The organism is Leifsonia sp. KNZ12-8B (assembly GCF_056755495.1).
In genome coordinates this window covers 14,001-29,662 of record NZ_JBPGXM010000013.1, presented here as the reverse complement: position 1 = coordinate 29,662, position 15,662 = coordinate 14,001, and the positions used below count along the sequence as shown (strand labels likewise).

The following is a 15,662-nucleotide window of genomic DNA, read 5'->3' as shown; positions in this document are numbered from 1 at the left end:
GTTCTGACGTTTCGGTTTGCTGGTTCCGGTGCTGCTGGTTCGGTGCTGCTGGGTCAGCGGGCGGGCACGCCCTTGACGACGACGTGCGAGGCCACATCCCTCGTCACGCAAGCCGCGGCGCCGACGGTGCTCTCGGCGCCGACCGTCAACCCCTGCAGGACGACGCTACCTGCTCCGAGCAGCACACCCCCCTCGACGCGCACCTCGCCGGAGACGATGGCGCCGGGATTGACGGAGACGTAGTCGGCCAGGACGGCGTCGTGCCCGATCACCGCGCCGGGGTTCAGGTGCACCCCGCGCCCGAGCGTCACGTTGGTCGAGAGCTGCACGCCGCCGCACACCACCGAGCCCGCGCCGATGCGGGCGCGCGACCCGATCTCGGCACGCGGATGGAGGAGCGTCTCCGGCTCGAGGCCCGCCGCGGTCAGCCGGCTGTCGATGGTCCGGCGCACGGCCGGGGAGCCTATCCCGACGACGTAGCGGGCGGACGGACGCGCCTCCAGCCACTCGTCGAGCGTGCCGAGGTAGGCGACGCCGCGGTCGGCGAGCCGGCTGAGCGCGAGCGCGCTCGGGGCGTCATCGACGACGCCGAGCACGTCGTAGCGGCCGGGCTCGGCGCGTTCGGCGGCCTCCGCGACGTCGAGCGCCTCGCGGCCGAAACCTCCTGCACCGACGACGACGAGCGCCGTCACGCGACCTCCTCCGGCCGGAACTCCGGCATGGTCGCGTGCCCCTCGGCCGAGATGCCGTCGCGGCGGACGACCGAGAGGGCCGTCTGCAGCAGGATCCAGGCGTCGAGGCGGAGGCTGCGGCGCTCCACGTACTCCACGTCCAGCTCGAAGCGGCGCGACCACTCGACGGTGTTGCGGCCGCTCACCTGGGCGAGGCCGGTGATGCCGGGGCGCACCTCGTGCCGCCTGGCCTGCTCCGGCGTGTACCGGCCGAGGTACGAGACGAGCAGAGGCCGCGGGCCGACGACGCTCATGTCGCCGCGGAGCACGTTCACGAAGGACGGCAGCTCGTCCAGGCTGGTCGAGCGCAGCACCCGGCCGAACCGGGTCAGCCTGGCCTCGTCGCTGACATCCTCGCCAGGACGCGCCTCGCGCATCGTCCGGAACTTCAGGAGGGTGAACACGCGCCCGTCGCGGCCGGGACGCGGCTGCCGGAACAGCACGGGCCGGCCCAGGTTGCGGGCGACCAGCACCGCGACGAGGGCGAACACGGGCGAGCCGACGACGAGCACGATCGCGGCGCTGACGATGTCGAGCGCGCGCTTCACGGCGTCGTAGGGTCGCCGGCGGGTCACGACCGGGCCTCCAGGAAGGCGGTGATGCGGTCGGTCACCCGGCTCAGCTCCTCGTCGCCGAGGACCGAGCCGCTCGGGAGCGTCACGCCGGTCTCGAACAGCCGCTCGGCGCTCCCGTCGACCACCGCGGTGGCGCCGGCGAAGACCGGCTGCAGGTGCATCGGCTTCCACAGCGGACGGCTCTCGATGTCGTCCTCGGCGAGCCAGGCGCTCAGCTCGGTGGCACGCCAGCCGGCGACCTCGGGGTCGACCAGGATGGACGTGAGCCAGCAGTTGTCCTCGGCGTCGCCGTCGCCCTGGAAGAGGCTGACGCCGGCCACGGGTGCGAACAGCTCGCGGTACCGCTCGCGGATGTCGCGGCGGCGGGCGATCATCCCGTCGAGCCGGGCGAGCTGGGCGCGCCCGAGAGCGGCGAGCAGGTTGCTCATGCGGTAGTTGTAGCCGATGTCGACGTGCTCGTAGTGCGCGACCGGCTGGCGGGCCTGCGTGGCGAGGTAGCGGGCGCGCTTGGCGACCTCCGCGTCGGCGGTGAGCAGCATCCCGCCGCCGGAGGTCGTCATGATCTTGTTGCCGTTGAACGAGAGCCCGGCGGCCATGCCGAACGACCCGGCAGCGCGGCCGCCGCGGGAGGCTCCGAGGGCCTCGGCCGCGTCGGACACGACGGGCACCCCGTACCGGGCGGCGATCGGCTCGATGCGGTCGTACTCCGCGACCCGGCCGAGCAGGTCGACCGGCAGCACGGCCGCCACCGTCACGCCCTGGGCCGCCGCGTCGCGCAGCGCCTCCTCGAGCAGCTCGGGCGACATGTTGCCGGTCACCGGGTCGCAGTCGACGAAGATCGGCGTGGCGCCGGTGTAGACGATCGAGTTGGCGGTCGCCGCGAACGTCATGGTCGACGTGATCACCGACGTGCCCTGACGGGCGCCGGCGGCGAGCAGCGCGAGGTGGAGCGCGGCCGTGCCGGAGCTCAGCGCCACGGCGTGCGCCACACCGGTGCGGTCGGCGATCTCGCGCTCGAAGGCGTCGACGTCGGGGCCGAGCGGCGCGATCCAGCCGGAGCGCAACGCGCCGAGCAGGAACTCCTCCTCGAGGGCTCCGACGTCGGGGGACGACATGTAGATGCGGGGGCTCACGAGGCGGTACCGCCCCGGCGGGACCGGCTGACCTCGGTCGCCTGGCTCACGCCGACCATGTTCGTGTCGGCGCGCCCCTCCGACCAGCGGCGCTCCCACTCCGCGCGGTCGAGCCGCTCGGGGCGCAGCGGGCGGATGCGCGCGTGCGAGATCAGCGGGTGCCGCGGCCGCACGTCGACCTCGTCCTCGCCGATCAGCTCCTCGTGCAGCTTCTCGCCAGGGCGCAGGCCGGTGAAGACGACCTCGATGTCTTTGCCCGACTGCGCGATCATGCGGTGGGCGATGTCGAGGATGCTGACGGGCTCTCCCATGTCGAGGATGAGCACCTCGCCCGCGGTGCCGATCGCCCCCGCCTGCATGACGAGCTGGCAGGCTTCGGGGATGGTCATGAAGTAGCGGGTCGCCTGCGGGTGCGTGACGGTGAGCGGCTTGCCCTCGTCGATCAGGCGCTTGAAGGTCGGGATGAGCGAGCCGCGGCTGCCGAGCACGTTGCCGAACCGCACCGACAGGTACGCGAGGCCCGAGGTCTCGCCCGCCCACGCCGTGAGGCGCTCCGCCACCCGCTTGGAGTGGCCGAGGATGCTGCTCGGGCGAGCCGCCTTGTCGGTCGAGATGTTGATGAACTGCTGCACGCCGGAGGCGAGGGCGGCGTTCAGCACGTTGAGGGTGCCGAGCACGTTCGTCTTCCAGGCCTCGCCGGGGTACCGCTCCAGCATCGGCAGGTGCTTCAGCGCGGCCGCGTGGAAGACCACGTCGGGCCGGCGCTCCTGGAACAGCTCGTGCAGCGCGTCGGCGTCGCGGATGTCCGCGAGCACGATGTCGCGCGAGTCGAGGAGGCCGTTGCCGGCGATGTTGAGCTGCGCGCCCTGGAGGCCGGTCTCGTCGCGGTCGAGCATGATCAGCTCGGACGGCCGGTACTTCGCGATCTGGCGGCACAGCTCCGAGCCGATGGAGCCTCCGGCGCCGGTGACGAGGACGCGGCGGCCGGTCAGGTAGCCGCCGATGCTCTCCACATCGGTGTCGACGGGGCGGCGGCCGATGAGGTCCTCGATCGACAGCGTGCGCATGTCGCTCAGCCGCGTCTTGCCGCCCAGCACCTCGTCGAGCTCCGGGAGCACCTTGACGGTCATCCCGAGCGGCTCCGCGTAGTCGGAGATGCGCTTGAGCAGGGTGGCGTCGGCGCGCGCGACGCAGACGATGACGACCGTCGCGGAGGTCGCCTGCGCCGCCGAGGCCATGTCCGCGATGGTCCCGAGCACCGGGACGCCGAGCAGCCGCAGGTTGCGCTTGCTCTTGTCGTCGTCCAGGAAGCCGACGGGCAGGTACGCCGACTCGGGGTCCGTCAGCATGCGCCGCACCATGATGCTGCCCATGAAGCCGGCGCCGACGATGATCGCGCGACCCGCGTCCGGGTTCACCTTGAGCTTGCGGATGACGTACTGGCGCTTCAGGTACCGCGCGAGCCCCATCAGGCCGAACGCGATCGGGCCGGCGATGAGCGCCAGGCTGCGCGGCAGGTGCAGCGCCGAGCTGAAGGCGGCGAGCGGGAGGGTGATGATGACGGACACACATGCGACCGTGACGGCGACCGCGGTCGCCTCCTCGAAGCTGCCGTAGGTGTACCGCCCTCGGTACAGCCAGAACAGCCAGCCGAGGACGAGCTGCAGCAGCAGCACGACCACGCACAGCACCAGGACGGGCAGGATGTCGATCTTCGTCAGGTTGAAGTCGTACCGGAAGATCACGGCGACGAAGATCGCCACGACCCAGGCGAGCGAGTCCGCCAGGTACTGGCTGCCGAAGCGTGCCACGAGCGACTCGCCGCGGGCGCGCGTCTCGTCCTGGACGCGCTTGGCCCAGAGCCGATCCTTGAAAGTCATACTGGCAGTTCCTCGTTCTCTAGCCAGGCCATGCTACCTAATCCCACGGCGAGACCTGGAACGCGCCGTCTGCCGCGACACGGAGAACGGCCGGAACGCGTGCGTTCCGGCCGTCGTCCGGCCCTCGTCGGACGCGTGAGTCCGACGAGGGGTCACTCCCACTCGATGGTCCCCGGCGGCTTGGACGTGACGTCGAGCACGACGCGGTTGACCCCGTCCACCTCGTTGGTGATGCGGTTGGAGATGCGGGCCAGCAGCTCGTACGGCAGGCGGGTCCAGTCGGCCGTCATCGCGTCCTCGCTGGAGACCGGGCGCAGCACGATCGGGTGGCCGTAGGTGCGGCCGTCGCCCTGCACGCCGACCGAGCGCACGTCGGCCAGCAGCACGACCGGGCACTGCCAGATCTCGCCGTCGAGCCCGGCGGCGGTCAGCTCGGCGCGCACGATCGCGTCGGCGTCGCGCAGCAGGTCGAGCCGCTCCTGGGTGACCTCGCCGACGATGCGGATGCCGAGGCCCGGGCCGGGGAACGGCTGCCGGGCGACGATCTCCTCTGGCAGGCCGAGCTCGCGCCCGATCGAGCGCACCTCGTCCTTGAACAGCGTCCGCAGCGGCTCCACGAGCTCGAACTGCAGGTCCTCCGGCAGGCCGCCGACGTTGTGGTGGCTCTTGATGTTCGCGGTACCGGTGCCGCCGCCCGACTCCACGACGTCCGGATAGAGCGTCCCCTGAACGAGGAACCGGATCGGATCGCCCTCGCTGGCCGCCTCCGCGATGAGGTCGGCCTGCGCCTGCTCGAAGACGCGGATGAACTCGCGGCCGATGATCTTGCGCTTGGTCTCGGGGTCGCTGACGCCGGCGAGCGCGGTCAGGAACTGCTCCTGCGCGTTCACCGTGACCAGCCGGATGCCCGTGGCCTTGACGTAGTCCTCCTCGACCTGGCGCGCCTCGTCCTTGCGCAGGAGGCCGTGGTCGACGAACACGCAGACCAGCTGGTCGCCGACGGCCTTGTGGACGAGCGCGGCCGCGACGGCCGAGTCGACGCCGCCCGACAGGCCGCAGATGACGCGGCCGGAGCCGATCTGCGCGCGGATCGCGGCGACCTGGTCGGCGATGACGTTGCCCGCGTTCCAGTCGCCGGGGAGGCCGGCGGCGCGGTGCAGGAAGTTCTCGAGCACGGCCTGGCCGTACGCGGAGTGCTTCACCTCGGGGTGCCACTGCACGCCGTACAGCTTGCGCTCGTCGTTGGCGAAGGCGGCGACGGGGGTGCCGTCGGTGGAGGCGAGGACGTCGAAGCCCTCCGGAGCACGCGACACCGAGTCGCCGTGGCTCATCCAGGCCGTCTGCTCCGCCGGCTGCCCGTCGAGGAGGACGCCGCCGTCGGAGATGCGGACCGCGGTCGAGCCGTACTCGCGCTGCCCTGTCTTGGCGACCTCCCCGCCGAGCGCGGTGGCCATCACCTGGAAGCCGTAGCAGATCCCGAGTACCGGGACACCGAGGTCGAGGATCGCCTCGTCGAGCTTCGGCGCGCCCTCCTCGTACACGCTGGACGGGCCGCCGGAGAGCACGATGCCGGCGGGCCGTTTGGCCGCGATCTCCGCCGCCGTGACCGTGTGCGGCACGATCTCGGAGTACACGTTGGCCTCGCGCACGCGCCGCGCGATCAGCTGCGCGTACTGCGCGCCGAAGTCGACGACGAGGACGGGCCCCTGCGGGGCCGCGGAGTCTGCGCCGCGCAGCATGTCGCTGAAGGCGCCGTCGGTTTCAGGATTCGCGTTGATGTGTCGCCTCCACGAGCGTCGCTGCCTCGGCCTCGCGGCCGGCCAGATAGGTCTTGACCTGCTTGCTGACCCGCGCCTCCACGAAGAACGAGAGGAACGGGACGACGCCTCCGAGCGCGATGGTCACGAACCGGATGAACGGCCAGCGCATCAGGCTCCAGAGGCGGAAGTCGGAGATGAGGTACACGACGTACAGCCAGCCGTGTGCGATGAGGATGCCGGTGCTGAGGTCGAGGCCGGTCGGCTCGACGGCGGTCTCGACCGGGACGAAGGTCAGCGCGCCGTAGTTGCTGAAGGCGAACAGCTGGAGGCCGATACCGTACTTGAGGATCATCTCGGCGCACAGCAGCAGCAGCATGATGCCGGTGACGTAGGCGAAGACCTGGTAGAACCGGAGCGCCCCGCGGATCTTCGGGAAGTCTTCGAGCTTGGGAGCGAGGGGCATACCGCTATTCTACGTGGCCCGCCGGGGCCCGCTCCCCCGCCGCATCGGCCGCCTCCTGGGCCTCGAGCTCGCGCAGCTCGTCCTCCTTCTGCTTCGCGTCCTTCACCAGGCGGTACCACATGAAGACCGCGAAGCCGGCGAAGATGATCCACTCCGCGGCGTAGAAGATGTTGAGCCAGTTGAGCTCGGTCTGGGCGATCGGGGGCGGCGAGTCGATGTCGGTCAGGCCGGCCGGCGCGTCGCGGTCGACGACATAGGCCGCGTACACGTCCATCCCGTCCACGCCCGTCCACAGGTTGTAGAGGGCGCCGACGCCGACCGTCCGCATGGCCAGCGGCGCGTTCTTGCGATCCTGCGGCAGCTGCGGCTGCTCGTCGGGGAGGATGCGGCCGGTGACGCGCTGCTTCGTTGCGGGCTGCTCGGCCAGGCGTGCGGCCGCGGCCTTCGCCGCCTGCTCGGTCGGCGCCCACCCGCGTGCGACCGCGAGCGCGACCGGCTCGCCGCCCGATCCTGCCACCGTCGCGTGGCTGACGACCCACCAGCCCGTGCGGCCGTCGTTGATGCGGTCGTACAGGAGGTGCTCGTCGCCTGGCACGAAGGTCGCGTCGAACTCCACCAGCTGGCCGACGGCCGCGTCGCGCAGCGGGCCGCCCGGCTGCGCCACCTGCGTCAGCGGCAGCGCGGTCTCGGTCGGCGCCTCCACGGCCTTCCCCGACTCCACCGCGCGCGCCAGCTGCCACTGGCCCAGCGCCGCGAAGCCCGCGGCGAGCGCGAGCGCGAAGACGAGCGCCCCGATCCAGCGGGGTCGCAGCATCATCTGTAACAGCGTGGTCCCGCCCGTCGCTGACGGGCGGCCGGGGGTGGTGTCGATGGGTCAGTCCCGCTTTCGGTCGCCGGAGTCTTCCTGCTGCACGGCCGGGCCGGAGGCGCTCTGCTCCAGCATGGCCTGCTCGACGATCCGGTCGACGGCGGCGGTGGTGTCGTCCGCGTTCCGGTCGTCGCGACCGGACTCGGGAACGAGGTCGGCGGTGGCCGCCTCGACCAGCGCGATCTCCTCGTCGAGCATGGGATCGCGCTTCGGCTTCTTCCTGCGCCTCGTGGACGCGCCGGTCCTGAGGATCATCCCACCGATCTTCTCGGAGTTCGCTGCGAGGATCGGCCCGAGCACCGCCATGATGAGCACGTAGAGGCCCGCGAACGGCTGGATCCGCTCGTCCAGCCCGGCGCTGATCGACAGCGTGGCGAGGATCAGCGCGAACTCGCCGCGGTTCTGCAGGATGACGGTGGTGTTGATGCCCGCCTGCACGCCCATCCCGTTGATCCAGGCGACGAACTGGCCGGCGCCGATATTGAGCACGATCGTCATCCCGACCGCGATGAGCACCGGGACGAGCACCGACGGGAACTGCGCGGGGTCGAGCTCCAGCCCGAAGTTGAGGAAGAAGAACGCGGCGAAGACGTCGCGCAGCGGGATGGCGATGTGCTCGATCTTGTTGCGGTACTTGGTCGCGCCGAGCACGAGCCCGATGAGGAAGGCGCCGATCGCGTCGGTGACTCCGAGGATCTCGCCGATCCCGGCGAACAGCACGGCGAAGCCGAAGAACAGGATCGTGAAGAGCTCGTCGTCCTTGGTCCGGAACAGGCGCGAGACGAACCTCCCGCCCCAGCGCGCGATCGTGAACATGACCACGAGGAACGTGAAGGCGATGGCCAGCTTGCCGACCACCGGCCAGAAGTCGGTCTCGCCGCTCAGCACGACAGAGACGATCGCGAGGTAGATCGCGATGAAGATGTCCTCGACGACCGTCACGCCGAGGATCATCGGCGTCTCGGTGTTGGGCAGCCTGCGCAGGTCGATCAGCAGCTTCGTGACGATCGCCGACGAGGAGGTCGCGGTCATCCCCGCGATGATCAGCGCCTCCCGGGTGCCCCAGCCGACCATGAAGCCGAACACGAGCCCCACGCCCATGTTGATGACGATGTAGGAGCCGCCCGAGATGATCAGCTTGCCGAAGTTGCCGAAGAACTCGTCCTGGTCGAACTCCAGCCCCAGGTTGAACAGCAGCAGGATGAGGCCGAAGACCGCGATCAGCTCGATGTAATGGCTCTCGAAGTCGAGCGGGAACCAGCCGGTGTGCGGGCTCGCGAGCAGCCCGACGACCATGTAGACGGGGATCGCGGGGAGACCCACCAGCCTGCCGAGCCGCCCCAGCACGTAGGCGACGAGCAGGAGGATTCCGAGGATGATGAGGTCTTCACCGAGATGCATCGATCAACCCCCCGGCGGAGCGTCGACGGTGGCCCGGGCGGCGACTTCGCCGGTCCGGAAGAACGAGAAGGCCTTGGCGACCTTCTCCGGGGTGCCCGCGACGACGAGGGTGTCGCCGGGGAAGACCTTGAAGTCGGGCGCCGGGGCCGGGTTGGCGGAGTCGCCGCGCACGACCGCGACGACGGTGAGGCCGACGAAGCCCCTGTCGCCCGGCTGGCCGAGCTGCTGCCCGGCGATGTAGTCCTCGTAGTCGACCGTGAACCAGTCGATGCTGAGCCCCGGGATCTGGTCGAGCGCGGTCAGCGACTCGGTGATCTGCGTGCCGCCGAGCAGCTCGGCGAGCGTGTGCGCCTCGTCCTCGCTGAGCCGCAGCGACACCTTCGTCACGTCCGAACCGTCCTCGTGGTCCGAGAACGTGATCAGGTCGCTGTGACCCGAGCGGTGTGCGATGACGCCGACTTTGCCGCCGTCATCGGTGACGAAGGTGTGCAGCACCCCCACTCCGGGGAGCTTCACCCGTCGTACGTCGACCATCGTCCGTCTCCATCCGCCGATCCACTGGTTTCTGTGGGTTCTCTCATACCCTATCGAAGCGCCCTGAACGGAGCCGGGGGCCCGCTCAGCCGTCCGTGATAGGGGCGTCCTCCGCGCCGGCACCGGTCACGCCGGACGCGTCGGCATCGGCTTTCGACGGCACGCCGGTGCGCGCGGTCCTGGTCACCCGCTGTGCCGCGGCGTCCACGTCCACGATGTCGGGCGCCTCCAGCCGCGCCCGGTCGGCGGACTCGTCGTCCGGCTGCAGCTGGCTGGCCCGCTCCGCGGCGACGCGCTTGAGATAGGTCTGCACCTCGCGCTCCTCGCGCTCGGAGTCCCAGCCCAGCATGCCCGCCATGAGCCGCGCGGCGACAGGTGCTGCCGAGACGCCGCGGTCCCACGCCTCGATGGAGATGCGGGTGCGGCGGGCGAGCACGTCCTCCAGGTGCAGCGCGCCCTCGTGCGAGGCCGCGTACACCACCTCGGCGCCCACGTAGTCGTCGGCGCCGGGCAGCGGCTCCGCGAGCGAGGGGTCGTCGCGGATCAGCGCGAGGATGTCCTCGGTGAGCGTGCCGTACCGGTTGAGGAAGTGCTCGATGCGGGCGACGTGGAGGCCGGTGTCGGCGGCGATCCGCTTGCGGCGGTTCCATGCCGCCTGGTATCCCTCGGCCCCGACGAGCGCGATGTCCATCGTGGTGCTCTCGGGGATCTTGCCGTCGAGGGCGTCGACGGCGGCATCCACCGCGTCCTTCGCCATGACCCGGTACGTCGTCCACTTGCCGCCCGCGATCACGACGAGCCCCGGGACGGAGTGCGCGACGAGGTGCTCGCGCGACAGCTTCGAGGTCTCCTCCGACTCGCCGGCGAGCAGGGGCCGCAGGCCGGCGTAGACGCCCTCCACATCCTCCCTGGTCAGCGGCACGTTGAGCACCTCGTTGACGTGCGCGAGCAGGTAGTCGATGTCGGCGGCCGTCGCCGCCGGGTGCGCCTTGTCGAGGTGCCAGTCCGTGTCGGTCGTGCCGATCAGCCAGTGCCGGCCCCAGGGGATGACGAACAGCACGCTCTTCTCGGTGCGCAGCAGCAAGCCCATCTTCGACTGGAACCGGTCGCGCGGCACGACGAGATGGATGCCCTTCGAGGCACGGACCTTGAACTGGCCGCGCTCCCCCACCATCGCCTGCGTGTCGTCGGTCCAGACGCCGGTCGCGTTCACGACCTGCTTCGCGCGGATCTCGAACCGCTCGTCGGTCTCCAGGTCGTGCGCCTGCACGCCAACCACGCGCTCGCCGACCTTCACGAAGCCCTCGACGCGCACCCGGGTCGCCACCTGGGCCCCGTAGTGCGCCGCCGTGCGGGCGAGGGTCGCGGTGTAGCGGGCGTCGTCGACCTGCGCGTCGTAGTACGTGATGCCGCCGACCAGCGCGTTCGGGGCGATGCTCGGGATGGCGCGCAGCACCTGCCGCTTGCTGAGGTGCCGGTGGTGCGGCACGCCGGGAGGTCGGCCGCCGGTGTACGAGAAGATGTCGTAGAGCATCATCCCGGCGCCGATGTAGAAGCGCTCCCAGACCCGCTTGTGCAGCGGGTAGAGGAAGCGCACCGGCTTGACCAGGTGCGGAGCGATGCGCTGGAGCAGCAGGCCGCGCTCGATGAGCGCCTCCCGGACCAGCCGGAAGTCGAGCTGCTCGAGGTACCGGATGCCGCCGTGCACCAGCTTGGAGGAGCGGCTGGAGGTTCCGGACGCGAAGTCGCGCGCCTCCACCAGCCCGACGCTGAGCCCGCGGGTGACGGCGTCGACCGCCGCACCGGTGCCGACGATGCCGCCGCCGACGACGAGGACGTCGAGCTCCGTGTCCTTGAGGGCGGCGATCGCGGCCGAGCGCTCCGCCGGGCCGAGGCGCGACGGCTTGGCGACCGCCGGGTTCGACGTGACCGTGCTCACGGCTGACTGGGATGTGACCATCATTGTCTCCCTCCTCGGCCGCTGCGGCCGACAGCTAGTGCGACTGGTACGGCGCGACGACGACCTCCACGCGCTGGAACTCCTTCAGGTCCGAGTATCCCGTCGTCGCCATGCTTCGCCGCAATGCTCCCACCAAATTGGCAGACCCCTCGGCGACGGGCGCCGGCCCGTAGAGGATCTCCTCCAGCGGCGCCACCTGACCGACCTGCACGCGGTTGCCGCGGGGGAGGTGGGGGTGGTGCGCCTCCGCTCCCCAGTGCCAGCCGCCGCCGGGGGCGTCGGTGGCGCGGGCGAGGGTGGTGCCGAGCATGACGGCGTCGGCACCGCACGCGATGGCCTTCACGATGTCGCCCGAGCTGCCGAGGCCGCCGTCGGCGATCACGTGCACGTAGCGGCCGCCCGACTCGTCCATGTAGTCGCGGCGCGCGCCCGCGACGTCGGCGACGGCGGTGGCCATCGGGGCGTGGATGCCCAGGGTCGAACGGGTGGTGGAGGCCGCGCCTCCGCCGAACCCGACGAGCACGCCCGCGGCGCCCGTGCGCATGAGGTGCAGGGCCGCCGTGTAGGTGGCGGCGCCGCCCACGATGACGGGGACGTCGAGCTCGTAGATGAACTTCTTGAGGTTGAGCGGTTCCACGCTCTTGGAGACGTGCTCGGCCGAGACGGTGGTGCCGCGGATGACGAACAGGTCGACGCCCGCCTCCACCACGGTCTCGTACAGCTCCTGCGTGCGCTGCGGCGACAGGGCGCCGGCGACGGTCACCCCGCCGGCGCGGATCTCGGCCAGGCGCTGGGTGACCAGCTCCGGCTTGATCGGCTCGGAGTAGATCTGCTGCATGCGGGCGGTCGCCTTGTCGGCCGGCAGCTCGCGGATCTCGGCGAGCAGCGGCTCCGGGTCCTCGTAGCGCGTCCACACGCCCTCGAGGTCGAGCACGCCGAGTCCGCCCAGCTGGCCCATCATGATCGCGGTGGTCGGCGAGACCACCGAGTCCATCGGGGCGGCGAGGAACGGGATCGCGAACTGGTAGGCATCGATGCTCCAGGAGACCGAGACGTCCTCGGGGTCGCGGGTGCGCCGGCTGGGCACCACGGCGATGTCGTCGAAGGCGTACACGCGGCGGGCGCGCTTGGCGCGGCCGATCTCGATCTCCATGCTCACCTGTTCAGTCTAGGCCGACGGCCCTGGCAGAGTGGGTGGCGTGACCCTCCGCGCCGATGCCATCGACCTCCTCCGCACCCGCACGAGCGAGAAGTGGACCGCGTATCCGGACGACGTGCTGCCGCTGTTCGTCGCCGAGATGGACTACCCGCTGGCCCCGCCGATCGCGGCCGCGCTGCACGCGGCGATCGACCGCAACGACACCGGCTACGTCGGCACCGGGCGCGGCCTCCACCGCGCCTTCGCCGACTACGCGGGCGCCGCATGGGGATGGGAGGTCGACCCCGCGGCCGTGCGCACGACCGCCGACATCGGGGTCGTCGTGGTGGAGGCGCTGCGCCGGCTGATCGAGCCCGGCGACCGCGTCGTGATCACGCCGCCGGTGTATCCGCCCTTCTTCTCGTACATCCCGGAGGCCGGCGGCGTCGTGGAGGAGGTGCCGCTGATCGAGGGCGGCGCCGCGGGCTGGTCGCTCGACCTCGACGGGCTGGAGCGGGCGTTCGCGGGCGGGGCGCGCGCGTTCCTGCTCTGCAACCCGCACAATCCGCTCGGCCTGGTGCACCCGGCCGACGAGCTGGCGGCCGTCGCCGAGCTCGCCGACCGCTACGGTGTCGCGGTGGTCAGCGACGAGGTGCACGCCCCGCTGGTGCACCGCGACGCGCGGTTCACGCCGTTCCTCGCGGTCTCGGAGGCAGCACGCCGGGTCGGCATCGCGGCGCACTCCGCGAGCAAGGCGTGGAACCTGGCCGGCCTCAAGTGCGCGTTCTTCGTCACCGCGTCGCCCGAGCGCCGCGCGCTGGTCGACGCCCTCCCCGTCGAGGTGGAGGAGCGCACGAGCCTGTTCGGTGTGCTCGCGGCCGAGGCCGCCTACCGCGAGGGCGGCCCCTGGCTGGCGGACGCCATCGACGCCATCGAGGCGAACCGCCGCCTGCTGACGGCCCTCCTCGCCGAGCACCTCCCCGAGGCGCGGTACCGGGAGCCGCACGCCAGCTACCTCGCGTGGGTCGACCTCCGCCCCCTCGGCTGGGGCGACGACCCGGCCGCCCGCATCCTCGAGCAGGCGCGCGTCGCCCTCGGCAATGGGCCGCAGTTCGGCAGGGAGGGCACCGGGTACGCCCGGATCAACCTCGCCTGCTCGCCGGAGGTCCTGACCGAGGCGGTGCGGCGGATGGGGGCGATGCGGTAGGGCGATGCGGCAGGGGTCAGCGATCAGCGCCGCCGCCGCAGCCCGCCCGCGGCCCATACACCGCATCCCGCCACGATGAGCAGCAGCCCCACGGCGGCGCCGACCCAGAGCGGGACCAAGGAGTCACCCGGGTCGACCATCCGCTCGTCGACGATGAGACCGGCGACGTACAGCGCAACGGCAGAGCCGAGCACGAGAAGCGTTCCCGCGGCTGCGAGGGCGATGGGGAGGGCCTGGATGCGGGGCGCGTTCCGCTGGCGCAGCCCCACCTCACCGCGCCCGGCTGACACGTCCCTCCTCCCACACCGGCTCGTCCGTCTCGTAGACCTCGCCGTCGGCGCCGAACACGAGGTAGCGGTCGAAGCCGCGGGCGAACCAGCGGTCGTGGGTGACGGCGACGACCGTGCCCTCGTAGTCGGCCAGGCCCTCCTCGAGCGCCTCCGCCGACACCAGGTCGAGGTTGTCGGTGGGCTCGTCGAGCAGCAGCAGCGTCGCTCCGGAGAGCTCCAGCAGCAGGATCTGCAGCCGCGCCTGCTGACCTCCCGAGAGCGAGTCGAACGTCTGCTCGGCCGACGCGGCCAGGCCGTAGCGGTCGAGCACGCGGCTGGCGGCCTCCCGGGGCAGGCCGGTGCGGCGGTCGTCGCCGCGGTGCAGGATGTCGAGCAGCGTGCGCCCGCTCAGCTCGGGATGCTCGTGCGCCTGCGCGAAGAGCCCCGGCGCCACCCGGGCCCCCAGCTTGGCGACGCCCGTGTGCGCCACGTGCTGGCCCGCCTGGTCCGCCGCGGCGAGGTGCCCGGCCGCGGGGTCGGGGTCCGTCCCGCCCGCCGCCAGGAGGCGGAGGAAGTGCGACTTGCCCGAGCCGTTGGAGCCGAGCACGGCGACCCGCTCGCCGAACCACAGCTCGCCGTCGAAGGGGCGCATCAGGCCGGTGAGCTCCAGGCGCTGGAACTCTGCGACCCGGCGGCCCGTGCGTGCGCCGGTCAAGCGCATCCGCACGTTCTGCTCGCGCGGCCTGGCCTGCGGCGGCCCGGCGGCCTCGAAGCGCGCCAGCCGGGTCTGAGCGGCCTGGTACGCGTTCGCGACGTCGCTGTTGTACTTCGCCTTCTCACGGAAGCGCAGGACGAGCGCCTTCAGCTTGGCGTGCTCCTCGTCCCAGCGCCGGCGGAGCTCCTCCAGCCGGGCCATCCGCTCCTCGCGGGCGACGTGGTACCCGGCGAAGCCGCCGCCGTGCGTCCACGCGGTGTTGCCGGCGCCGCCGAGCTCCAGCGTGACGATGCGGTCCGCCGCGTTGGCCAGCAGCTCGCGGTCGTGCGAGACGAGCAGGACGGTCTTGGGCGTCGCCCGCAACTGCTCCTCCAGCCAGCGCTTCGCCGGCACGTCCAGATAGTTGTCCGGCTCGTCGAGCAGCAGCACCTGCTCGGGGCCGCGCAGCAGCGCCTCCAGCACCAGTCGTTTCTGCTCCCCGCCGGAGAGCGTCCGCACCGCCCGGTACTGGGCGCGCTCGAACGGCACGCCCAGCGCCGCGACCGTGCAGTTGTCCCACACGACCTCCTGGTCGTAACCCCCGGCGTCGGCGTACTCGGCGAGCGCCGTGGCGTAGCGGAGCTGGGTGTCCGTCTCGTCGCGCTCGATGATGGCGTCCTCCGCGCGGGCGAGCGTCTCGGCGGCGCGGCGCACTGCCGCCGGCGCCACGCGCACCAGGAGGTCGCGGACCGTCCGCTCGTCGCGCACGTGACCGACGAACTGGTCCATCACCCCGAGCCCGCCGTCGATCACCACACCGCCGGCGTCGGGACGCAGCTCGCCGCGGATGATGCGCAGCAGCGTCGACTTGCCGGCACCGTTGGCGCCGATCAGCGCGGTGACGGTTCCGTCCGCGACCCGGAAGGAGACCTCGTCGAGCAGCGGCCGCCCGTCGGCGAGCGCGTACGAGACCCCGGAGACGTCGATGTGACCCACGGCGGCATTCCCTTTCCCTGGTCGGCGAAAAGCCCTCCAGCTTAGGGGACGCG

Annotated in this window: 14 protein-coding genes; 1 reads left to right on the top strand and 13 read right to left on the bottom strand. The window is 71.6% G+C overall.

Annotated features, from left to right (window positions below; all coding sequences use genetic code 11):
- Positions 1–53: 53 nt before the first annotated feature.
- The 11 genes from ACR9ZG_RS03660 to ACR9ZG_RS03610 all read right to left on the bottom strand — a co-directional run bounded on the left by ACR9ZG_RS03660 (position 54) and on the right by ACR9ZG_RS03610 (position 12,458).
- A complete protein-coding gene (locus ACR9ZG_RS03660) occupies positions 54–692 on the bottom strand; it encodes an acetyltransferase (protein WP_481283463.1) in 639 nt (212 codons plus the stop codon).
- Positions 689–1,306, bottom strand: coding sequence for a sugar transferase (locus ACR9ZG_RS03655; RefSeq protein ID WP_481283462.1), 618 nt, complete (start codon positions 1,304–1,306; stop codon positions 689–691). The genes ACR9ZG_RS03660 and ACR9ZG_RS03655 overlap by 4 nt, the downstream gene beginning before the upstream one ends.
- Positions 1,303–2,439: a DegT/DnrJ/EryC1/StrS family aminotransferase gene (locus tag ACR9ZG_RS03650; RefSeq protein WP_481283461.1), complete on the bottom strand. Its 1,137-nt coding sequence runs from the start codon at positions 2,437–2,439 to the stop codon at positions 1,303–1,305. The genes ACR9ZG_RS03655 and ACR9ZG_RS03650 overlap by 4 nt, the downstream gene beginning before the upstream one ends.
- Entirely contained in the window at positions 2,436–4,319 is a 1,884-nt protein-coding gene (locus ACR9ZG_RS03645) for a polysaccharide biosynthesis protein (RefSeq protein WP_481283460.1), read from the bottom strand. The genes ACR9ZG_RS03650 and ACR9ZG_RS03645 overlap by 4 nt, the downstream gene beginning before the upstream one ends.
- Positions 4,320–4,471: 152 nt before the next feature.
- Positions 4,472–6,058: a glutamine-hydrolyzing GMP synthase gene (gene guaA, locus ACR9ZG_RS03640; RefSeq protein WP_481283459.1), complete on the bottom strand. Its 1,587-nt coding sequence runs from the start codon at positions 6,056–6,058 to the stop codon at positions 4,472–4,474.
- Positions 6,059–6,080: 22 nt separating this feature from the next.
- Positions 6,081–6,542, bottom strand: a complete 462-nt coding sequence (locus ACR9ZG_RS03635; protein WP_481283458.1) for a DUF3817 domain-containing protein — start codon at positions 6,540–6,542, stop codon at positions 6,081–6,083.
- Positions 6,543–6,546: 4 nt separating this feature from the next.
- On the bottom strand, positions 6,547–7,359 hold the full coding sequence (locus ACR9ZG_RS03630) for an SURF1 family cytochrome oxidase biogenesis protein (protein WP_481283457.1): 813 nt from the start codon (positions 7,357–7,359) through the stop codon (positions 6,547–6,549).
- Between the two features lie 57 nt (positions 7,360–7,416).
- On the bottom strand, positions 7,417–8,811 hold the full coding sequence (locus tag ACR9ZG_RS03625; protein WP_481283456.1) for a cation:proton antiporter: 1,395 nt from the start codon (positions 8,809–8,811) through the stop codon (positions 7,417–7,419).
- Between the two features lie 3 nt (positions 8,812–8,814).
- Positions 8,815–9,345, bottom strand: a complete 531-nt coding sequence (locus ACR9ZG_RS03620; protein WP_481283455.1) for a cation:proton antiporter regulatory subunit — start codon at positions 9,343–9,345, stop codon at positions 8,815–8,817.
- An 85-nt stretch (positions 9,346–9,430) separates the two neighbouring features.
- A complete protein-coding gene (locus tag ACR9ZG_RS03615; RefSeq protein WP_481283484.1) occupies positions 9,431–11,305 on the bottom strand; it encodes a glycerol-3-phosphate dehydrogenase/oxidase in 1,875 nt (624 codons plus the stop codon).
- Positions 11,306–11,339: 34 nt separating this feature from the next.
- A complete protein-coding gene (locus tag ACR9ZG_RS03610; protein ID WP_481283483.1) occupies positions 11,340–12,458 on the bottom strand; it encodes a GuaB3 family IMP dehydrogenase-related protein in 1,119 nt (372 codons plus the stop codon).
- A gap of 46 nt (positions 12,459–12,504) precedes the next feature.
- On the opposite strand from ACR9ZG_RS03610, the gene ACR9ZG_RS03605 reads away from it, so the two are divergent.
- A complete protein-coding gene (locus tag ACR9ZG_RS03605; RefSeq protein ID WP_481283454.1) occupies positions 12,505–13,650 on the top strand; it encodes a MalY/PatB family protein in 1,146 nt (381 codons plus the stop codon).
- Positions 13,651–13,673: 23 nt separating this feature from the next.
- On the opposite strand, the gene ACR9ZG_RS03600 is transcribed toward ACR9ZG_RS03605, so the two are convergent.
- Positions 13,674–13,940 carry a hypothetical protein gene (locus ACR9ZG_RS03600; protein ID WP_481283453.1) on the bottom strand — a complete coding sequence of 89 codons (267 nt, stop codon included), beginning with the start codon at positions 13,938–13,940 and terminating at the stop codon, positions 13,674–13,676.
- Positions 13,921–15,609, bottom strand: coding sequence for an ABC-F family ATP-binding cassette domain-containing protein (locus ACR9ZG_RS03595; protein WP_481283452.1), 1,689 nt, complete (start codon positions 15,607–15,609; stop codon positions 13,921–13,923). The genes ACR9ZG_RS03600 and ACR9ZG_RS03595 overlap by 20 nt, the downstream gene beginning before the upstream one ends.
- Positions 15,610–15,662: the final 53 nt, after the last annotated feature.

Excerpts from the sequence above, each read along its gene's own strand:
- ACR9ZG_RS03615 (WP_481283484.1), bottom strand. The coding sequence starts at position 11,305 with ATGGTCACATCCCAGTCAGCCGTGAGCACGGTCACGTCGAACCCGGCG.
- ACR9ZG_RS03620 (WP_481283455.1), bottom strand. The coding sequence starts at position 9,345 with ATGGTCGACGTACGACGGGTGAAGCTCCCCGGAGTGGGGGTGCTGCAC.
- ACR9ZG_RS03645 (WP_481283460.1), bottom strand. The coding sequence starts at position 4,319 with ATGACTTTCAAGGATCGGCTCTGGGCCAAGCGCGTCCAGGACGAGACG.
- ACR9ZG_RS03610 (WP_481283483.1), bottom strand. The coding sequence starts at position 12,458 with ATGGAGATCGAGATCGGCCGCGCCAAGCGCGCCCGCCGCGTGTACGCC.
- ACR9ZG_RS03635 (WP_481283458.1), bottom strand. The coding sequence starts at position 6,542 with ATGCCCCTCGCTCCCAAGCTCGAAGACTTCCCGAAGATCCGCGGGGCG.
- guaA (WP_481283459.1), bottom strand. The coding sequence starts at position 6,058 with ATGCTGCGCGGCGCAGACTCCGCGGCCCCGCAGGGGCCCGTCCTCGTC.
- ACR9ZG_RS03630 (WP_481283457.1), bottom strand. The coding sequence starts at position 7,359 with ATGATGCTGCGACCCCGCTGGATCGGGGCGCTCGTCTTCGCGCTCGCG.
- ACR9ZG_RS03625 (WP_481283456.1), bottom strand. The coding sequence starts at position 8,811 with ATGCATCTCGGTGAAGACCTCATCATCCTCGGAATCCTCCTGCTCGTC.